The organism is Eubacterium sp. SB2, assembly GCF_001244405.1.
Lineage (GTDB): Bacteria > Bacillota > Clostridia > Lachnospirales > Lachnospiraceae > Faecalicatena > Faecalicatena contortus_B.
This window is the reverse complement of sequence record NZ_LN865148.1, coordinates 313,114-333,315: the sequence shown is the minus strand read 5'-3', so window position 1 is coordinate 333,315 and position 20,202 is coordinate 313,114. Positions and strand designations below refer to the sequence as shown.

Genomic DNA, 20,202 nt, shown 5'->3' with positions numbered 1-20,202 from the left:
AGAGGAGGGATAAATTTGCAGAAAATTGCAGTGGGAGTGATCGGGCTTGGCTTTATTGGAAAACAGCATATTGAAGCGCTTAGAAGAGTTCCTGGAATTGAGGTGGCTGCTGCGTCCGATGCGGATGCTTCCATGCGGAATTGGTGTCAGGCAAACGGAATCGAGAATTTCTATGTAAATTATCAGGATATGCTTAAGAAAGTAAAGCTGGATGCTGTACATGACTGCACGCCGAATCATATGCATTTTGAGGTGAATAAGGCGATATTGGAAAGCGGCCGTCATGTCTATAGTGAAAAGCCTTTGACGCTGCGTTCGTCGGAGGCGTTGGAGCTTTGCAGGCTTGCAAAAGAGAAGGACAGGCTTGCGGCAGTTAACTTTAATTACAGAAATAACGCGATGGTACAGGAAATGAAGGGAAGAGTACAGGAAGGAAGGCTGGGAGGCTTCAGCCATATTCAATTGGAGTACTTACAGGATTGGCTGCTATATGATACGGATTTTGATTGGCGGATCAGCAGGGAGACAGGCGGTGAGTCCAGGGCAACAGCGGATATAGGATCTCATTGTTTTGATACGCTTCAGTTTATTACGGGAGAGAGGATTACCGCAGTCTATGCAGTTTTTCATCAGCAATACCGAAAGCGAAAGTATTGTAAGGAAAAGAGAGAGACATTTTCCGGCGGACAAAAAGGAGATACTTATGAAGTGGCTGATGTAGAGAATGAAGATGCCGCACATATTTTGTTCAGGCTGGAAGGCGGGATAATAGGAAACATTGCGGTAAGTCAGGTATGCGCGGGAAAAAAGAATGGCTTAAAAGTTCTGATCAGCGGCGAAAGAGAAGCTGTCCAGTGGGAGCAGGAGAATCCGGATAAGCTGTGGATCGGGCATCGGGATGGCGGAAATGAAGTTTTATATGCAGATGGAAAATACCTGACCGACTATGCAAAATCATTCGCAGTGCTGCCGAACGGGCATCCGGCAGGTTGGACGGATGCATTGACGAATGGAATAGGAAACTTTTATTCGCAGATCAGGGATAGAAAAAGCAACATTCGATACGCAAATTTCGAGGATGGATATTATATTTCCAAAATTGTAGAAGCATGTATAGAAAGCAGCCGGCTTAACCGCTGGGTGGAAATAAAAGGAGGAGAAAAATATGAAAAGAAACAAAGTGATTAGTATGGGACTGGCTGGTATGTTAGCTCTGTCACTTATCGGTTGTGCAGGAAAGGGGGAAGAACAGCCCAAAAAAGAAGCGGATGCCAAAGAAGAGCTTACAATCTTGATTGACGGCACGACTGAAGGGACAGACGGATACCTGATCAAACAAGGCGCGTTGGAATTTGCCAAGGAGTATGATGTTGACGTTAAATTCGTAGAAACACCATATGCCGAGATCCACCAGAAGCTAATGAACGTGGGGGCAAGCGGCGGCAGTGATTTTGATGTTGTATTTGTAGAGTCAGACTTCGTTGCCCAGATGGGGAAAGCGGGGATTTTAGAGCCTCTCAATGAATATGTAGAAAAATCAGAGTCGTTAAAGTGGGATGATTTTGTGGACTCCACAGTTGAAAGAAATACTTTGGAAGGTACTGTATATGCAATTCCACAGGTTGCAGATGTCCAGACAACCATTTACAATAAGGAGATTCTTGCGGATCTGGGATTCGCAAATCCGCCTGCAACGATTGATGAGTTTATCGATTACTGCGTAAAGGCGAAAGAAGCGGATTATTTGCCGATGGCAGTCAGATTTAATTCCACGGCGCTTCCGTGTCAGTTGATGGGGCTGTTCCTGTTTACAGATAACGGTGCATTTGTAGAAAAGGACGGCGACACATGGAAAGCGGCTCTGGATAATGAAACCGGCGCAAAGTGGGTAGAAAATGTAAGAAAGATTTTTAGCACAATTAACGGGGATACACTTGTTACAATGGATGATACAGCAATGTATGATGCGCTGAATACCGGTAAGGCAGGATGTACAATCGGCGGCGCATGGATGTATGATGCTTTAAATGATGATATGAGGGAGAAGATGGTAACTGCTCCGTTCCCGAAAGGCTCAGGAGACCAGGTGGCTTTGATGAGCGGCTGGAATTTAGGGATTTTTGCAAACTCAGAGCATAAAGACCTCGCATTTAAGTTTTTGGAATATAAAGCCGATGCGGAAAATGCAGGAAAGATGACAGCTGGACTCAGCGGAAGGAAGGATGCCGAGGAGCATTTTACAGAAGAGCAGAAAGCATATTATCCGGAATTCCAGGAGCTGATGCAGTATGGTATGGGCATTACTTCAGCAGAGTTTACGTTGAGAAGTGAAATGACGACAGCCATTCTTCCGGTTTTCCAGGAAGTGACATTCAGTGATGATGCTGCGCCGGCAGATGCTGCGAAAATGATGAACGATGCAATACAGAAAACAATAGATGAGAATCAATAAAATCCTGGTGTGCTGGCACATGGAGACATGATGTGGCAGTCTGCCGGAACAGTATGAAAGGGCCGGGCATCGGCTGGTTGGTTGTTTAGCCGGCCGGCAGATGCCGCCGGTTGTTTTCCGGGGAGAGATTAGAAATGAAAAACACGACAAAAAAACTATTGCCTTATCTTTATAGTACACCATTTCTTATTTTGTTATTTGCATTTGCATTATGTCCGTTTATCTTAAATATTGGTATGAGTTTTACCAATTACGGTTTAATGCGCGCTGAGTGGAATTTTGTGGGCCTGAAAAATTATTCTGACATTTTAATGGATAAGACAACTTGGAAAGCGATTGAACTTACGGTAGTTTTTATTATTGGGTGTGTTGGACTGACGATGCTGCTGGGCATGTTTTATGCTATAATCATGACGTTTAAGATTAAGGGGATAACCCTGATAAAAGCTTTGATTTTAATGCCGTGGATCATTCCGGAATCCGTGACTGCTTATGTATGGAAATGGTTATTTTCAGCCGATTCCGGACTGGTTTTTTATATTTTAGAGAGGGTAGGCTTGATTTCAAAAGATACTTCATTTTTCTTTGACGGTAAACTTGCCATGCTGATGATTATTCTGGCAAATGTCTGGCGGACGGCTCCTTTTGTGGCGATTATGACGTATGCAAAGCTGAGTGCAGTTCCGGATGGGCATGTGGAGGCAGCCCAAATAGACGGGGCCAGTTCTGTTCAGGTATTTCAATATATAAAAATCCCCTGGATGATGCCGATTCTAAAAAGATGTGCGATGCTTCTTTTCGTATGGTCATTCAATTCCTTCTCCATTATCTATATTCTCACGAATGGAGGTCCGGCAGGAGCCACCACGACGCTGCCTTATCTGATACGCCAGGCTGGATTCGTGAACTTTAATTTTTCCAGAGCGGCGGCACTTAGTACGATTTCACTGTTGATCATATTGATCTGCGCGTGTCTGGCGAAAATGATAAATGCTTCGGCTCAATGGATCAAAAGAAAGGGGGAGATACGGCTATGAAGAAAAAGAAGAGAATAGCGATGGTACTGCAATATGCAGCATTGCTGTCGGCATTATTGATCATTATTTTCCCGATATATTGGATTATTATCAGTTCGTTTAAGATAAAAGAAGATATACTGTCTTATCCTCCGAAACTGTTTCCAAGCCAGTTTACGCTAGAAAATTATGTGACAGCGTTCCGGGAATATGATGTATTAATGTATTTAAAAAACAGCCTGATTGTTACGGTGGTTACCGTGATTCTTACTGTTATTATCGCCGCGCTTGCCGCATATGCAATGTGCTTTTTCAAGTTTGCACCAGCCAAAATATTAAATAATCTGCTGTATTTGCTCCAGGTACTGCCGACAATTACTATGATGGTTCCCTTGATGACGCTCTACCGGATTATGGGAATACAGAATACTTATACATCATTAATCCTTACGTATACTGCGGCTATAACAGGGGTTCCTATTGCACTGATTTTAATTACCGGGTATTTTAAGGCAATACCGATGGAATTGTTTGAATCAGCCAGTATAGACGGAGCGGGCTCTTTTAAGGCATTTTATAAAATATTGCTGCCGCTGGGGGCTCCTGGCCTGGTGTGTACGGCTATCTATGTTTTTGTGCAGGCATGGCAGGAATTTATGTTTGCTGTAAACCTGATAACGGCTCCGGAAAAATACACTTTGCCGGTAGGGCTGCAGAGTTTCGTAGGAATGCGGAGTACGGACTGGGGCGGTATGATGGCAACATGTACAATGATAGCGATCCCTGCAGTGATATTGTTTACAGCGGTTCAAAATTACTTTGTGGACAATCTGGCGGGCTCGGTAAAAGAATAATAAAAGAGAGGATGTAGACTATGGCTATGAAGGTAGGATGTGCAGCATGGACGTGGACGGAACCAGCCCATAATCCGCCGTATGAAGGCGCAATTAAGGCAATTGGGGAACTGGGATTTGACGGGGTGGAATTAATACTCCGTGATTTTGAGGATGTAGAATGCTATTGGACCGTAAAAAAGAGAAAAGAAATTAAAAGTATGCTGGATTATTACGGTTTGGAAGTCTCTCAGTTTGCAATGTTTCAAAATGTAATGGATGGGTTAGCCAGCCTGGAAAATGACAGAAAACAAAAATCGATTGATGCATTTAAGGCAGGGTGTGAAATCAGCGCTGCTTTAGGGTGTGATATTGTTAATTTTGTATCTCCCTGGCCGGATACAATTACTGCTCCCAATTCTTATCTGCCGGAATATTATTATATCAATGTTCCGGGCGTGGATCCGAGGATCCGTGCATTGCAGGTATTTCAGACAAAGTTAAAGTACCGGTTTCCGAAACCATTTGAATGGGAGAAGTATTGGGAAAGCCATGTGGATGCGGTCAGGACAGTAACAAAGATTGCAGGCAGTTATGGGTTTAAACTTGCAATTGAAAATCACGCGAATACAATGACACCCCATACAGATTCCATTTTAAGATTATGTGAGGAAGTAGGAGAAGAAAACTTAGGCGCAAATCTGGATACAGTATGGGCTTACTTACAGAGAGAAAACCTTCCGTGGGCAATCTATAAGTATGATAAGAAACTATTCCATGTCCATATGCGGGACGGTGACGGGCTGGCAGCCTATAACCTTCCGGTAGGTTATGGAAATACAGACTGGGAAATGGTAATTAAGGCATTGAAGGAGATCGGTTATGAAGGATACCTTTCACTTGAATGGGCGCATGACTCAGAAAAGCATAAGCATTGTCTAGAATCTTTAAATTATTTGCGTACATTAATCGCAGCAGTTTAATGTTTCGGGGAAAGTAAGAAAAGGTAACGGTTCAGGTCTGTCTGAACTGTTATAAGAGGAGGAATATATGGCTATTAAGATAGGATGCACAGTATGGACATTCATGCAGCCCGGTTATCATGCTCCATATGAAGAGGCAATTCGCAAGGCGGCTGATGTTGGATTTGAAGGAATCGAGCTGATGGTTGATGATGAAAAGGAGCTGGAAGCATACTGGACAGAGGCGAAGACAGAGGAAATCAAACTTCTGCTCAAGCAGTTGAAACTGGATTTGATACAGATCTGTATTTTTCAAAATCTGGCAGGAGGATTCGCAAGTCTGGAGAAAGCAGATAGCGAAAAAGCCCTTTATAATTTCAGAAGAGTATGCAGGCTGGCGAAAAAGCTGGGGGCTCCTGCAGTCAACTTCCCGGTTCCGTATCCGGAAAACGATATTCGGGCAAAAACGACGGCAACTTTGCCGGAATATTTTTATTTAAACACTCCGGATATGGTATTGCCAGGCGGCGAGACAAGGTGTGTTGACGGCTGGCGTTTTGATGCAAAATTCAGACTTTATTTTCCAGCGGATTTCAAATGGGAAAAGTACTGGGAAAATTTTGTTGAGAATATGAAAAAAGTTTCTGAAATAGCGGCATCGGAAGGCGTGACTTGCCGGATTGAGAACACTTATAATACAATGGCTCCCCACACAGACTCTATATTGCGCTTATTGAAACGGGTTGAAAGTGATGTGTTAAGTGTAAGCTTTCACAGTGCACAGGCATTTCTGCAGAGAGAGGTCCTGCCATGGGCGGTGCATAAATATGGGAGGAAAATGACTCACTTCCGGGCGTGCGACGGGGATGGACTGGCCTGCTATAATCTGCCGGTTGGGTCAGGGATTATTGATTGGGAAGGCGTTCTGAGCGCCTTGCAGGAAATTGGGTACGACGGATATCTTTCATTTGAATGGCTGAATGATGCTGATATAGAAGAGAACGCGGCAGAATCGTTGGGGTATATTAGGAGAAAATTGAAAAAGGTATATAATCGTTAATTAAAGAAGCAGAAAGAAACGAGCATCGACTTATACCTCTTCCTGTGTTATGATAATGTTTGATTATTATAGAACAGAAAGAGGTATTTTTGATGAGCAATACATCAGTGAATAACCCCCATAAACATATCTGCCTGGGTATCCTTGCTCATGTTGATGCAGGAAAAACAACGCTGTCGGAAAGCATGCTCTATACGGCAGGCAGTATTCGGAAGCTGGGCCGGGTGGATCATCAGGACGCTTTTTTAGACACATTCGAGCTGGAGCGTGCGAGGGGGATTACCATCTTCTCAAAACAGGCGGAATTTGTGTGGAAAGATATGGAGATTACGCTTTTGGATACACCGGGCCATGTGGATTTTTCGGCTGAAATGGAGCGCGCTCTGCAAGTGATGGATTTTGCAGTGCTTGTGATCAGCGGAGCGGACGGCGTACAGGGGCATACAGTTACCCTCTGGCGTCTTCTGAAACAGTATCAAATCCCGGTATTTTTATTTATAAACAAGATGGATCAGGAGGGAACGGATCGAGAGTTAATTCTAAAAGAACTAAAGAAACGTCTGAGTGACGGGTGCGTGTGCTTTCATGAATTATCTAACCTCGAAAATGCAGAGGACAGCTGCCTGGAGAATCTGGCAGTGTGTGAAGAAGGCATGCTGGAGGAATACCTGGAGACCGGGAAGCTTGGGCTGGATTCAGTGGTACGCGCGGTCCGTGAAAGAAAAGTATTCCCTTGTTACTTTGGATCCGCACTCAGACTGGAAGGCGTGGAAGAATTGATGGAGGGGCTCAGGACGTACATGGCCAGTCCTGCTTATTCCCATGAATTTGGGGCAAAGGTTTATAAGATCGCGAGGGATGAACAGGGAAACCGGCTGACCTATCTGAAGGTGACAGGAGGGACTCTGCATGTGAAGGATGTACTGCCTGGCACGGAGGAGAAGATCAACCAGATCCGTATCTATTCGGGTGCAAAGTATGAGGCCGTCCAGTCGGCTGCAGCGGGCCGCGTGTGTGCTGTGACAGGCCCCGTCAGTACGTATCCGGGACAGGGACTCGGCGCGGAGAAGGAGCTGGACATGTTCATACTGGAACCGGTTCTGACCTATCAGATTCAGCTTCCTGAGGACTGCGATGTGCATCAGATGCTGCTGAATCTTAAACAGCTGGAGGAAGAGGAGCCTCAGCTTCATATCGTGTGGGAGGAGCAGCTCGGAGAGATCCATGCCCAGCTGATGGGAGAGGTGCAGACAGAGGTGCTGAAAAGTATGATATGGGAGCGCTTTAAGGTCCGCGTAGAATTTGGCGAAGGGAATATTGTTTATAAAGAAACGATTGAAGAACCTGTGGAGGGTGTCGGGCATTTTGAGCCGCTTCGGCATTATGCGGAAGTGCACCTGCTTTTGGAGCCGGGAGAACGGGGATCAGGCCTTCAGTTTACGTCTGCCTGCAGTGAGGATGTTCTGGACAGAAACTGGCAGCGGCTGATCTTAACTCATTTGGAGGAAAAAGAGCATAAGGGAGTTCTGACCGGCGCGGCTGTCACGGATATGAAGATTACGCTCACAGCAGGGCGGGCACATCTGAAACATACGGAAGGCGGGGATTTCAGACAGGCCACGTACCGTGCGGTGCGCCAGGGGCTAAAAAAAGCGAAAAGCATTTTGCTGGAACCGTATTATGAATTCCGTTTGGAAATGCCTTCGGACCATATCGGGCGCGCGATGTCTGATATACAAAAGATGTACGGCCGATTCGATCACCCCGGGATGGACGGGGGGACCGCGGTGCTTACCGGAATCGTTCCGGTAGCGACGATGCGGGGATATCAGCGGGAATTTATTTCCTACACGGGCGGGCAGGGCCGGATGTTCTGCAGCCTGAGGGGATATGAGCCGTGCCATGATCAGGAGGCGGTTATATCCGCATCCTGTTATGATTCCGAGGCCGATATGGAGAATCCGACAGGATCGGTTTTCTGTGCCCATGGGGCCGGATTTGTCGTGAAATGGGATCAGGTGGAGGAGTATATGCATATGGAAAGCACTCTGAAGACAGACGCTCCCGAACAGGATTCTTTTGTATATATACCGCCGGCTTCCGGCTCTTCTTCCAGGATAGAGCTGACACAGTCGGAACTGGATGCGATCTACAGGCGGACTCCGGATCCGGTAAAAAGAAGGGCACAGAGTGCGCCGGTTACCGTTAAGGCGCCGGAAAAGAAGCCATCCGACGGAAAATGGGAGGAACGGCAGAAAAATAAGAAAAGCAGAGAGACCTTTCTGCTAGTTGACGGCTACAACATTATTTTCGCATGGGAAGATTTAAGCGCCCTGGCGGAGGTAAACATAGAGAGCGCCAGGGACAAGCTGATGGATATTCTGTGCAATTATCAGGGATATAAACAGTGTACACTGATTCTGGTATTTGACGCCTACAAGGTGGAGGGAAATCCGGGGGAGGTTCTGAAATACCACAACATTTACGTAGTTTATACCAAGGAGGCGGAGACCGCGGACCAGTATATAGAAAAGACGGTACGCCGCATAGGACGGGGGTATGATGTTACGGTTGCTACATCCGATGCCCTTGAGCAGGTAATTATCCTTGGGCAGGGAGCGCAGCGGATGTCTGCAGACGGATTGAAAGAGGAAATAGAGCTTATGCAGAATGAGATTCGAAGTGAGTACCTGAACAAACCGGAAAATGCAAGAAATTATTTATTCGACCACATGTCAGAGGAATTGGTCAATGAAATGGAAAATGTGCGGTTAGGGAAAAAGAGGAGGGATTCTTAACCTGTGTTTAGGAAATATAGTGGGTGATATTTATAAAAACCACATCGTTTTGGAAGGCAGTATGCCTTAACCAATTCGATGTGGTTTTTCTTTAAGAAGATGAACAAGGAGAAATGCAGCGGGATGATAAACAGCACAGAATCTTATGACTGCTATTATGATGCATAACTCAAAGTAAATTCAACCAAATATACACATGTGTTTTTGTATGTTTTGCCAAAAATGAAAAAGAATATTGACTTTTTAAATAAATGGAGGAATAATATAATTACTTTAATAAAACGTTTAATAAAAGATTAAAACAAGGAAGCGAGGTATTATAATGTTAAAGAGGAAAGAGAACACAATGCTTCAGCAGATTATGACAGCGCCCAAGGAAATTACGTTCAGGGAGGTACCCGTACCTGAACCGGGAGAGAAACAGGTTTTAGTAAAGGTCATGAATATAGGGATCTGCGGCTCGGATATTCATGTATATCATGGACAGCATCCCTTTACTACATATCCTGTCACCCAGGGACATGAGGTATCAGCGGAGGTTGTAAAGCTGGGGGAAGGCGTGGACGGATTAGCAATAGGACAAAAGGTAACGATTCAGCCGCAGGTGGTGTGCGGAGAGTGTTATCCGTGCCGGCATGGAAAGTATAATCTCTGCGAGGAACTGAAGGTCATGGGATTTCAGACAACGGGCACGGCATCGGAGTATTTTGCGGTTGATGCAGAAAAAGTCACACCGCTTCCGGAAGCTATGAGTTACGAGGAAGGCGCTATGATTGAACCCTTGGCGGTAGCCGTACACGCCGTAAGACAGGCAGGCGATGTGAAAGGATTGAAAATCGCAGTTCTTGGAGCCGGCCCGATCGGCAATTTAGTTGCCCAGACAGCACTTGGTATGGGTGCAGAATCCGTATTGATAACAGACATCAGCGGTTTGAGGCTGGAGAAAGCAAAAGAATGCGGGATTAAGCATACGGCTGACACGAAGGAAGAAGATTTTGGTGAAGCTATGATCCGTGTATTCGGTCCTGACAAGGCGGATGTTATCTACGACTGTGCAGGCAGCAACATAACAATAGGTCAGGCAATTCAGCATGCAAGAAAGGGCAGCACAATTATTCTGGTTGCTGTATTTGCAGGAATGGCAGAGGTGGATCTGGCCGTACTCAATGACCATGAACTGGATCTTAATACAACAATGATGTACCGTAATGAGGATTATATAGAAGCAATCCGCCTTGTGAATGAGAGAAAGGTACATCTGCGTCCGCTGATTTCAAAAACATTTGCGTTCCAGGACTATAAGCAGGCGTATCAGTATATCGAGGATAATCGGGAGACAACCATGAAAGTAATCATTAACGTGCAGGAATAAGGGAAAAGGGGTCAGACCCCTATGAAGATTCCAAACGTATTTTTTCATAAGGAGGATTAAAAAATGGGAGCCGTAGAGCTAAGTTCAGGTGTTTCGCCAGTCATACACAGCAAGGAGACAAAATGCAGCGCAGTCTGTGAGATTCCGGTAAAAGCAGATAAAAGGGATACAAATGTTAAGGTGCCGTTTGTTAGTAAAATCGCCTATGGCATGGGCGATGTGGGATGCAATTTCAGCTGGATGTTTGTAGGAAACTTTTTGATGATATTTTATACAGATGTTTTTGGGATTAGTATGAGCGCAGTAGCAGGCCTTATGTTGTTTTCCCGTTTTTGGGATGCGATCAATGATCCGATGATCGGGAGCCTGACAGATAAGACAAAGTCACGCTGGGGACGTTACAGGCCATGGCTGCTGATTGCAGCGCCGCTCACCGCAGTGATACTAATGCTGACATTCTGGGCGCATCCGGACTGGACTTCCACGGCAAAAATAACGTATATGGCGGTGACATACTGTATTCTTGTCCTGGGCTACACCTGTGTAAATATTCCATATGGAACCTTATGCGGGGCTATGACACAGAATATAGAGGAGAGGGCAAAGATCAATACATCCCGCTCTGTGGCGGCCATGATAGCTATCGGTATCATAAATATTATCACAGTGCCGCTGATTACCAGGCTGGGCGCGGGAGACGATAAGCGGGGTTACCTGATGATAGCGGTGATATACGGCTGTATATTTGCTGCCTGCCATATCTTTTGCTTTGCCAAAACAAAGGAAGTTGTTGCAGTTCCCGAAAAACAGAAAGTATCTATCATGAAGCAGCTGAAGGCTGTTGCACAAAACAGGCCTTATATCCTCGCATTAATAGGGCAGATGTTATTTGGCTTTACACTATATGGAAGAAACGCGGATGCATTGTATTATTTTACATACGTAGAAGGCAATAAGGCGTTTTTTACAACATATTCCATGTGTATTATCATTCCGTCTATTATCGGGGCAGCATGTTTTCCGCTGTTGTTCAAATGGACGAACAATAAAGGGCGGGCCGCTTCTATTTTTGCCTTACTGACAGGAATCAGTATGCTAAGCTTATACTTTTTCAGTGTTCAGTCTTCGCCGATTCTGTTTTATGGGGTGTCGGGGCTAACACAGTTCTTCTTCTCCGGATTTAATACGGCAATTTATGCAATTATACCGGACTGCGTAGAATACGGAGAATGGAAAACCGGGCTTCGCAATGACGGATTTCAGTATGCGTTTATTTCGCTGGGAAATAAAATCGGCATGGCGCTGGGGACTTCTCTTCTGGCTCTCATTCTTGGTGCAGCAGGATATGCGGCAAATCAACAGCAGAATGCGGCGGTGCTGGCTGTTATGAAACATTCTTTTACTACAATACCAGGTGTTTTATGGGTGGTGACAGGAATTGTACTGGTTTTTTATAGGCTGAACAAAAAGCGTTATAATGAAATAGTAGAAGAAATTAACGTAAGAAAATCGGGATTTAGCGACGAGCTTTAGTTTCGGCGCGGATGGGGACGCTCCATAAAGGGATAGCCGAAAACCTCCCGGAGAACATCCATGTCCTTTCAAAAACGCGGCCGCGGACCTAAGAAATTCTAGGCGGGAAACAGCCCTGAAAATGGAGCACCACTGACACATCACGAGAAATCCGATGATTTCTCGCGCTGGGTCAGCTGATTTTTGGATTCGGAATCCAAAAATCTCTCCATTTTCAGGGCTGTTTCCCACCAAGAATTTCTAAGGTCCNCCATAAAGGGATAGCCGAAAACCTCCCGGAGAACATCCATGTCCTTTCAAAAACGCGGCCGCGGACCTAAGAAATTCTAGGCGGGAAACAGCCCTGAAAATGGAGCACCACTGACACATCACGAGAAATCCGATGATTTCTCGCGCTGGGTCAGCTGATTTTTGGATTCGGAATCCAAAAATCTCTCCATTTTCAGGGCTGTTTCCCACCAAGAATTTCTAAGGCCCGCTTTGAGCGTTTTTGAAAGGACATGGATGTTCTCCGGGAGGTTTTCGGCTATCCCTTCATGGAGCTGGCGCATCCAACCGGTAGGAAAAAGCTCGTTTCTAAGGAGGGGCCTCAAACGGGGGCAGCGTATGGATATAGAATTGGCGGGACTTTTATGTCCCCATTAGGTGTACATAAGCAAGGGGATACGCTTCCGGTATCAAAATAATTCAATACGCATCTTGAAGATGAAAAGACACGCATAGCCAATCCACATCCGCTGCCCTGGTCCGGGATCCCATCCGTCGACCAGGCTAAAGCTAGCCGACTAAATCCCGATTTTGATGTTGGCTGGGGTGTGAAATGTAAGTCGCAGAGGATACATATGGTATCAGTAAAAAATTCCTGTTGACAATCTGCACAAGTCCGGGATATAATAAAGAAAATTTTTCGAGAGAGGTAATGTATGTTACGTGTGGTAGTAATGGAGAATACGGCTAATTAAATAGTTGTGGGGAAGCAGCGTTGTCGTTTTTATGGGACAGCTGTATCCTTTTATCTGCCTTACAAAATGCGAACATACGCTTTGGATAGATATCTGTGATAGATGAGATTTGAAGAGCATGGCTGTATGGTCATGCTGTTTTTTTCTGTTATAGTATATTTTACGCCACGGAAGTAGTATGCCTGTATATGGGCAGATACTTTTCGTGGCGTTTTTTGTTGAAATGAGTATACCCGCAGGGTACCGTATTATGCGGCCCTCCGGGAGGTTCCGATGTAAACGTTGGAATAAGGTTAAAATTCAGGACAAAATAACAGGTCGGTTATTTTTTAGGAGGTCAATATGTTAGATACAGAAAAAATACTAGAATTTGATAAAATAAAAGAACAGCTGGCAGATCTGGCATGCACGGAGGGGGCAAAAGAGCAGGCAAGGGATCTGAAACCATATCTGTCCGAAATTGATGTCAGAGCCAGGCAAAAGGAGACAACAGAAGCCCGGGATATGATTGAAAAATGCGGGACGCCGCCGATGACGGCGCTGCAGGGAATCGGGGAATGGATCGAGTTTGCTGGCAAAGGAGGGTGCCTTACCGCCGAACAGCTGGAATGTATTGCCGGGACTCTTACATCTGTAAGAAGGCTGAAGTCCTATCTTGAGAGAGGGAAGCAGTATGAACTGAGCCTGGCTTATTATGAAGAAAATCTGGACTCACTGGATGAGATCTGTGAAGAATTGAATCAAAAGATACGAAATGGTGAAGTAGACGACTATGCCTCTAAGGCTTTAAAGTCGCTCAGGGAGACAATTGACAGGACAGACGATAAAATGCACCAGAAGGCAGAAGCCGCACTGCGGGCAAACAAATCCTATATGTCTGATAGTTTCAGCACAGTAAAAAACGGACATCTGTGTATACCGGTCAAGAAAGAATACCGATTTAAGATTGCAGGTGCAGTGATTGACAAATCCGCTACAGGAAGCACCTTATTTGTGGAACCGGCTGCAGTTGCCGCGCTCTACGATGAACTGCAGGAACTCAGGATTGACGAGGAAAATGAGGTGATCAGGATTCTGTACACATTGTCGGGGCTGCTGTCCGATAAGGAAGAGATTATAAAGAAAAACAACAGGACAGTTGAAAAGCTGGATTTTATTTTCGCAAAAGCAAAGCTGAGCCTGGAAAACGGTGGGACCCAGCCGGAAATCAATACGGAACGCTATATCAAGCTGAAGGACGCAAGACATCCTCTGATGGACAGAAAAGTCAATGTACCTTTGAACTTTGAAATAGGGAATGGTATAAACGGTGTTATTATTACCGGCCCCAATACCGGAGGAAAGACAGTGGCAATCAAGACTGTAGCGCTTAATTGCATGATGGCGCAGTGCGGAATGCATGTCGCATGTGATCATGCAGAAATATGCATGAATAATGCGGTGTTATGTGATATCGGGGATGGACAGAATTTGTCTGAGAACCTGTCCACATTTTCCGCACATATTACAAATGTATTGGATATACTAAAAACAGTGAGCCGCGAAAGCCTGGTTATCATGGACGAACTGGGTTCCGGCACAGATCCGGCAGAGGGGATGGGAATTGCCATCGCCATTCTGGAGGAACTGAAAAAGAGCGGGGCGCTGTTTCTGGTCACCACACATTATCCGGAGGTAAAAGAGTATGCCAAACGGGAAGAGGGAATCGTGAATGCGAGAATGACCTTTGACAAAGAGAGCCTGCGTCCGTTATATCAGCTGGTCATCGGAAAAGCAGGAGAGAGCTGCGCTTTCTATATTGCAGGTAAACTGGGGATGCCGGGTAATATGCTCCGAACCGCAGCCAAAGCTGCCTACGGAGAGGAGGCAGAGCAGGACTTTCAGACAGAGACGGACAACCAGGAACTAAAAAGACATTCTTATCCAAAGATACAGAAAAAGAAAAAAGTTGTAATGCAGGAGAAGGCAGCAAAATACCAGCTGGGAGACAGCGTGATGGTCATGCCGGATAAAACAATAGGAATCGTCTGCCAGACTGCGAATGAAAAGGGAGTACTCCGTGTACAGATGCCGGATAAAAAAATATGGATCAACCACAAAAGAATACGGCTGCACGTTCCTGCAGACCAGTTGTATCCGGAAGATTACGATTTTTCCATCATATTTGACAGTGTTGAAACACGGAAGACAAGACATGATATGGAAAGAAAATACGTACAAAAGACACTAAATTGTGACGAGTAGTTCAAAGGGGTCAGACCCCTTTGAGCAGCGCTGAAGTTATTGACGCACAGGTACTGCATTGATATAATAAATTCATGATACATCAGTGAGGTGAAGCATGTTTAGTTACGAGGTTCTGCAATCGTTGAATGATTTGGAAATGCTTGTTTACAGCTACATCATGGAGCACAAGGAAGAGGTACAGTATATGACGATCCGGGAGCTGTCACAGGCCGTGCATGTTTCGACATCCACGGTGGTACGGTTTTGCAAGAAAGCTGGATGCGACGGTTATTCGGAATTCCGTGTGCAGTTTAAAATGTTCCTCAAAAAAGAAAAAGAGAACAAAAGAAAACTGACTTCTGATGATAATATTGATGAAGTGATTCATTTTTTCCATATGGTTACATCTACGGAATATGAGGAGCGTATTTCCAGGGCGGTTCAGGTGATTCAGGATGCGGGGCAGCTGATTTTTATCGGGATCGGGACATCCGGTATATTGGGGAAATACGGCGCCCGGTATTTTTCGAATCTGGGAAAGTACAGCCAGTATATTGAAGATCCCTATTATCCTGTACGGGAGGACTTGAAGGACACTGTGGTGATTGCCTTGTCCGAATCGGGGGAGACCCAGGAGATTGTGAAGCTGGCAGGCAGATTCAAGGAACATCACTGCAGGCTTGTGAGTATCACAAACGGGGCGGGGTGCACACTGGCTAAAATGGCGGATTGTCCCCTGGCTTATTATGTGTCCGAGCGCAAGATTAAAGAAGAATATAATATCACTACGCAGGTTCCGGTGCTGTATTTGATAGAAACAATAGGAAGGCGGCTTTCATAGCTGCCTTCTTATTATATTGAATAGGAAAGCGCCCTGGCATTTCTAATACATGCCGGCAGGAAACACCTTGTTTTTTCTCTGAAACAAATTTCTTCCAGGCATATAAATTTCTAAAGAATGTGAAATACTATGAATTTGAAAGCAATTATGTATAATGAAAATTACAGAGCAGCCGGTGCGAAATTGAGAAGAAAGGGGTAGCTGAAATGGCTATTGATTATGGGAAAACGGCCAGGGAACTGGTACAGGAACTTGGCGGTGACGGAAATATAACAAATGTTGCACACTGTGCGACAAGACTCCGTTTTATATTGAAAGATGAAACAATTGTGGATGCAGCAAAAGTATCTAAGATTCCGGGGGTAATAACCACGGTACGGGCGGGCGGCCAGTTTCAGGTGGTCATCGGAAACCACGTAAAAGATGCATACGAAGAGGTACTGAAACTGGTATCTATCAATGAGAAACAGTCAAAAGATACCGGGAAAAAGGGCGGAGTTTTCAGCAGAATTATCGACATCATATCCAGTATCTTCGCACCGTTTTTGTACACCCTTGCAGCATGCGGTATTCTACAGGGAATCCTGGGGATATTTGTGGCGCTGAATGCCATTGACACAACGGGGGGAACCTACCAGATCCTGAATTTCATTTCCTGGACGGCATTTACCTTCCTGCCGGTCCTGATTGCAGTTACCGCATCAAAAAAATTCGGGGTAAACACGTTTGTGGCGGTCGTAATAGCCTGTGCGCTTGTAAGCCCGGACTACATGAATATGGTAAATGCCGGACAGGATGTTTACTTCTTGGGTATTAAGGTGCAGCTTTTAAGCTACACATCTTCTGTTATCCCGATCATTCTTTCCATTTGGATTGCCTCCTATGTACAGAAGTTTTTTGACAAATACCTGCCGATTGTAGTGAGAAACCTGTTTTCGCCGATGTTTACGATCGTGATTATGGTACCTCTGACACTGCTTGCATTCGGGCCTATCGGAAATACGATTGGAGGCGCGATTGGAGGGGCTTACAATTACCTCTATGGTTTGAGCCCGATTGTGGCAGGTGTAATCGTGGGCGGTCTGTGGGAAGTTCTGGTTATCTTCGGTGTACACTGGGGCATTACGCCGGTTACTGTCGGAAACTATGCAAACCTGGGATATGATACATTTACCGGGCTTCAGGCCTCAGCTGTATTCTCCCAGGCAGGAGCCGCACTGGGCGTATTCCTAAAGACAAAAGACAAAGACATGAAAGGGGTATCACTTTCAGCAGCAGTTACCGGTCTTTTCGGTATCACGGAGCCTGCCATTTACGGCGTTAACCTGCGGCTTAAGAAACCAATGATCTGCGGATGCGTGGCTGGTGCAGTCGGCGGCGGTATCGCCGGGGCTTTCAATGCCGTATCATGGGGATACAACATGCCGGGGATCGCAACCCTGCCGGCCTATTTCAAAGCGGGTCATATGTCACAGTTTACAGGACTTCTTATTTCCATAATTGTATCATTTGTTCTGGCCATCGTGCTGACTTACATCGTTGGTTTCGATGAGGATGTTCCGGAAAATGAAGCTGCAATTGAAACAAATGATACAAAATTGACTGCTTTCTCAAATGAGGAACAGAAAGAGAAAGACGGCGCTCCGAAACTAACAGAAAGCGGAATCCAGGGCTTCGGGATTGAGATGGGAAGCCCCGTAAAGGGAAAAACAATCCCGCTTTCACAGGTAAATGACGAAGCATTTGCTTCCGCTGCAATGGGGGACGGACTTGGTATCATACCTTTGGAGGGAAAAATATATGCCCCTCTTGACGGAACTGCCGAAGCCGTATTCCCGACCGGTCATGCCGTGGGGCTTGTTACAGAGGAAGGCAGAGAAATCCTGATCCACATCGGAATCGACACCGTACAGCTGGAGGGCAAAGGTTTTCATGCCCATGTGGAGCAGGGGGATAGAGTGAAAAAAGGGGATCTTCTGATCGATTTCGATCCGGAGCTGATTCAAAAAGAGGGCTACGATCCAACCGTAATCTATATCATAACTGATATGGAACAGGTGGCGAAGCTGAATGTCCGGACAAATCAGTATGTAGAAGTAATGGAAACGGTTATGTACGTGGAAGGAAAGGAGCATACAAATGGATAGATTGCCGGATAATTTTCTTTGGGGCGGCGCGGTAGCCGCCCACCAGGTAGAGGGCGGATGGAATGAAGGCGGTAAAGGAGTCAGCATTGTAGATGTCCTGACCGGAGGGGCGCACGGTGTGGACAGAAGAATCACAGACGGTATCCAGCGTGACTGCTACTACCCTAACCATGAGGCAGTGGACTTTTATCATCGCTATAAAGAAGACATCAAACTGTTTGCCGAAATGGGATTCAAGTGCTTCCGCACATCAATAGCCTGGACCAGGATTTTCCCTTTGGGTAATGAAGAAACTCCGAATGAGGCAGGACTGCAATTCTATGACGACCTTTTTGATGAATTGCTGAAAAACAAAATAGAGCCAGTCGTGACCCTATCACATTTTGAAATGCCGTATCATCTCGTAAAAAAGTATGGGGGATGGAAAAATCGTAAACTCATAGATTTTTTTGTAAAATATGCAGTTACTGTTATGGAGCGGTATAAAGATAAGGTTAAATACTGGATGACTTTTAACGAGATCAATAACCAGAAGAATTATAAGTACCCTCTCTTCGGTTACACATGCTCCGGCGTGGTATTCACAAAAGAGGAGAATCCCGAGGAATGCATGTACCAGGTGGTGCACCACGAACTGGTGGCCAGTGCACTTGTAGTTAAGAAAGGACATGAAATCAATCCGGATTTCCAGATCGGATGCATGATAGCCTGTGTACCGATTTACCCATATTCCTGTCACCCGGACGATATGATGTACTCCGTAGAGGCTATGCATGACCGCTATCTGTTTGGCGATGTCCATGTACGCGGGGAATATCCTTCCTATATCTACAGAGAATGGGAGAGAAAAGGTTTTACGATTAAAATGGATCCGGAAGATGCAGTGGTACTAAAGGAAGGCACGGTTGACTATGTAGGCTTAAGCTATTATATGACCAATGTGGTCAAAGCAGATGTGGTCAGAGAAGGAAACGGGCTGGATGGCTTTCCGGGAAGTGTCAGCAACCCCTTCGTAAAAAAGAGTGACTGGGGCTGGCAGATTGATCCGGTAGGCCTGCGGTATGCTCTGAATCTGCTTTATGAGAGATACCAAAAGCCATTATTCATAGTAGAAAATGGTTTTGGCGCCGTAGATGAGGTGAACCCGGATGGTACGATAGATGATGATTACAGAATATCCTATCTGAGAGAACATATCAGTGAAATGAAAAAAGCTGTGCTCCTCGATGGCGTGGAATTAATCGGTTACACACCATGGGGATGTATAGACTGCGTATCCTTCACAACCGGGGAAATGAAAAAACGGTATGGATTTATCTATGTGGATAAGGATAATAAGGGGAACGGAACACTGGAAAGAAAAAAGAAAAAATCATTCAAGTGGTATAAAAGAGTCATTGAGAGTAATGGGGGGGAGGTGTAGAAAGGGGGGACGCTTACCAGGAGCCGTGACGGGCTGAGAAAAGCACCTGTCCTGTTGGAAATGCAGCCGCTGCGTCAAGCAACAGTAAGAGGGAATCCGCAAAATCAGCCTGAACCGAACACATTCACCGCTTAATCTGGTGATTAAGCGGCTCAGGTGTTCTAAAAAGCTGCTTCGGAAGCAGCTTTTTTCAGGCTGATTTTGCGGATTCCCTCTAACTGCTGCTAGACTCGCTGATAGCATTTCCAACAGGACAGGTGCTTTTCTCAGCCCGTCACGGCTCCTGGTAAGCTAGGTTCATCCTGTCGGTAAGTGGATTACTCGTTTGGGATTCCGGACCGGAGCTGCGGATGTGGACTGGCTGCGCTGATTGTTTATATATAGGTACGGATATTTTGCAGCTTGTTGAAAAGTTGTTTTTGTTTTCGATGTTAAATTATAAAAAAATTCAATTTGTCGAATAGTTAAATTCAGTTAAGCAAGATGTAAGATACGCATAGCCAGTCCAGATCCGCTGTTTCGGTATGAGTTCCCAGCCGGGGAATGGGGGGCTTCCCCGGCCTCCCTGTCATGAAGC

The 20,202-nt window shown here is 45.5% G+C and carries 13 protein-coding genes; all 13 read left to right on the top strand.

The window, feature by feature from the left end; translation table 11 throughout:
* Positions 1-15: 15 nt before the first annotated feature.
* The 13 genes from BN1938_RS01590 to BN1938_RS01530 all read left to right on the top strand — a co-directional run bounded on the left by BN1938_RS01590 (position 16) and on the right by BN1938_RS01530 (position 19,625).
* The gene (locus tag BN1938_RS01590; RefSeq protein ID WP_050638915.1) at positions 16-1,188 is read left to right on the top strand and encodes a Gfo/Idh/MocA family protein; all 1,173 of its coding nucleotides are present in this window, start codon (positions 16-18) and stop codon (positions 1,186-1,188) included.
* Entirely contained in the window at positions 1,166-2,452 is a 1,287-nt protein-coding gene (locus BN1938_RS01585) for an ABC transporter substrate-binding protein (protein ID WP_050638914.1), read from the top strand. Before BN1938_RS01590 ends, BN1938_RS01585 begins: the two co-directional genes overlap by 23 nt.
* A 134-nt stretch (positions 2,453-2,586) precedes the next feature.
* Positions 2,587-3,489 carry a carbohydrate ABC transporter permease gene (locus BN1938_RS01580; RefSeq protein ID WP_050638913.1) on the top strand — a complete coding sequence of 301 codons (903 nt, stop codon included), beginning with the start codon at positions 2,587-2,589 and terminating at the stop codon, positions 3,487-3,489.
* Positions 3,486-4,322, top strand: a complete 837-nt coding sequence (locus BN1938_RS01575) for a carbohydrate ABC transporter permease (protein ID WP_050638912.1) — start codon at positions 3,486-3,488, stop codon at positions 4,320-4,322. The genes BN1938_RS01580 and BN1938_RS01575 overlap by 4 nt, the downstream gene beginning before the upstream one ends.
* 20 nt (positions 4,323-4,342) lie before the next feature.
* Positions 4,343-5,284, top strand: coding sequence for a sugar phosphate isomerase/epimerase family protein (locus BN1938_RS01570; RefSeq protein WP_050638911.1), 942 nt, complete (start codon positions 4,343-4,345; stop codon positions 5,282-5,284).
* Between the two features lie 67 nt (positions 5,285-5,351).
* Positions 5,352-6,323 (top strand): sugar phosphate isomerase/epimerase family protein, encoded by a 972-nt coding sequence (locus BN1938_RS01565; protein WP_050638910.1) that lies wholly within the window; start codon positions 5,352-5,354, stop codon positions 6,321-6,323.
* A 92-nt stretch (positions 6,324-6,415) separates the two neighbouring features.
* Positions 6,416-9,121 carry a translation factor GTPase family protein gene (locus BN1938_RS01560; RefSeq protein WP_050638909.1) on the top strand — a complete coding sequence of 902 codons (2,706 nt, stop codon included), beginning with the start codon at positions 6,416-6,418 and terminating at the stop codon, positions 9,119-9,121.
* A gap of 346 nt (positions 9,122-9,467) precedes the next feature.
* Positions 9,468-10,493, top strand: coding sequence for a zinc-dependent alcohol dehydrogenase (locus BN1938_RS01555; protein ID WP_050638969.1), 1,026 nt, complete (start codon positions 9,468-9,470; stop codon positions 10,491-10,493).
* Positions 10,494-10,556: 63 nt separating this feature from the next.
* On the top strand, positions 10,557-12,026 hold the full coding sequence (locus tag BN1938_RS01550) for an MFS transporter (RefSeq protein ID WP_255350403.1): 1,470 nt from the start codon (positions 10,557-10,559) through the stop codon (positions 12,024-12,026).
* Positions 12,027-13,330: 1,304 nt separating this feature from the next.
* Positions 13,331-15,232: an endonuclease MutS2 gene (locus BN1938_RS01545; RefSeq protein WP_050638908.1), complete on the top strand. Its 1,902-nt coding sequence runs from the start codon at positions 13,331-13,333 to the stop codon at positions 15,230-15,232.
* A 97-nt stretch (positions 15,233-15,329) separates the two neighbouring features.
* On the top strand, positions 15,330-16,055 hold the full coding sequence (locus BN1938_RS01540) for a MurR/RpiR family transcriptional regulator (RefSeq protein ID WP_050638907.1): 726 nt from the start codon (positions 15,330-15,332) through the stop codon (positions 16,053-16,055).
* A 206-nt stretch (positions 16,056-16,261) separates the two neighbouring features.
* Complete coding sequence (locus BN1938_RS01535) at positions 16,262-18,202, top strand: beta-glucoside-specific PTS transporter subunit IIABC (RefSeq protein ID WP_050638906.1); 1,941 nt, start codon at positions 16,262-16,264, stop codon at positions 18,200-18,202.
* Positions 18,195-19,625: a 6-phospho-beta-glucosidase gene (locus tag BN1938_RS01530; protein WP_050638905.1), complete on the top strand. Its 1,431-nt coding sequence runs from the start codon at positions 18,195-18,197 to the stop codon at positions 19,623-19,625. Before BN1938_RS01535 ends, BN1938_RS01530 begins: the two co-directional genes overlap by 8 nt.
* The last annotated feature ends 577 nt before the right edge of the window (positions 19,626-20,202 follow it).

Excerpts from the sequence above, each read along its gene's own strand:
- BN1938_RS01560 (WP_050638909.1), top strand. The coding sequence starts at position 6,416 with ATGAGCAATACATCAGTGAATAACCCCCATAAACATATCTGCCTGGGT.
- BN1938_RS01585 (WP_050638914.1), top strand. The coding sequence starts at position 1,166 with ATGAAAAGAAACAAAGTGATTAGTATGGGACTGGCTGGTATGTTAGCT.
- BN1938_RS01545 (WP_050638908.1), top strand. The coding sequence starts at position 13,331 with ATGTTAGATACAGAAAAAATACTAGAATTTGATAAAATAAAAGAACAG.
- BN1938_RS01530 (WP_050638905.1), top strand. The coding sequence starts at position 18,195 with ATGGATAGATTGCCGGATAATTTTCTTTGGGGCGGCGCGGTAGCCGCC.
- BN1938_RS01580 (WP_050638913.1), top strand. The coding sequence starts at position 2,587 with ATGAAAAACACGACAAAAAAACTATTGCCTTATCTTTATAGTACACCA.
- BN1938_RS01575 (WP_050638912.1), top strand. The coding sequence starts at position 3,486 with ATGAAGAAAAAGAAGAGAATAGCGATGGTACTGCAATATGCAGCATTG.
- BN1938_RS01540 (WP_050638907.1), top strand. The coding sequence starts at position 15,330 with ATGTTTAGTTACGAGGTTCTGCAATCGTTGAATGATTTGGAAATGCTT.
- BN1938_RS01565 (WP_050638910.1), top strand. The coding sequence starts at position 5,352 with ATGGCTATTAAGATAGGATGCACAGTATGGACATTCATGCAGCCCGGT.
- BN1938_RS01535 (WP_050638906.1), top strand. The coding sequence starts at position 16,262 with ATGGCTATTGATTATGGGAAAACGGCCAGGGAACTGGTACAGGAACTT.
- BN1938_RS01555 (WP_050638969.1), top strand. The coding sequence starts at position 9,468 with ATGCTTCAGCAGATTATGACAGCGCCCAAGGAAATTACGTTCAGGGAG.
- BN1938_RS01570 (WP_050638911.1), top strand. The coding sequence starts at position 4,343 with ATGGCTATGAAGGTAGGATGTGCAGCATGGACGTGGACGGAACCAGCC.
- BN1938_RS01550 (WP_255350403.1), top strand. The coding sequence starts at position 10,557 with ATGGGAGCCGTAGAGCTAAGTTCAGGTGTTTCGCCAGTCATACACAGC.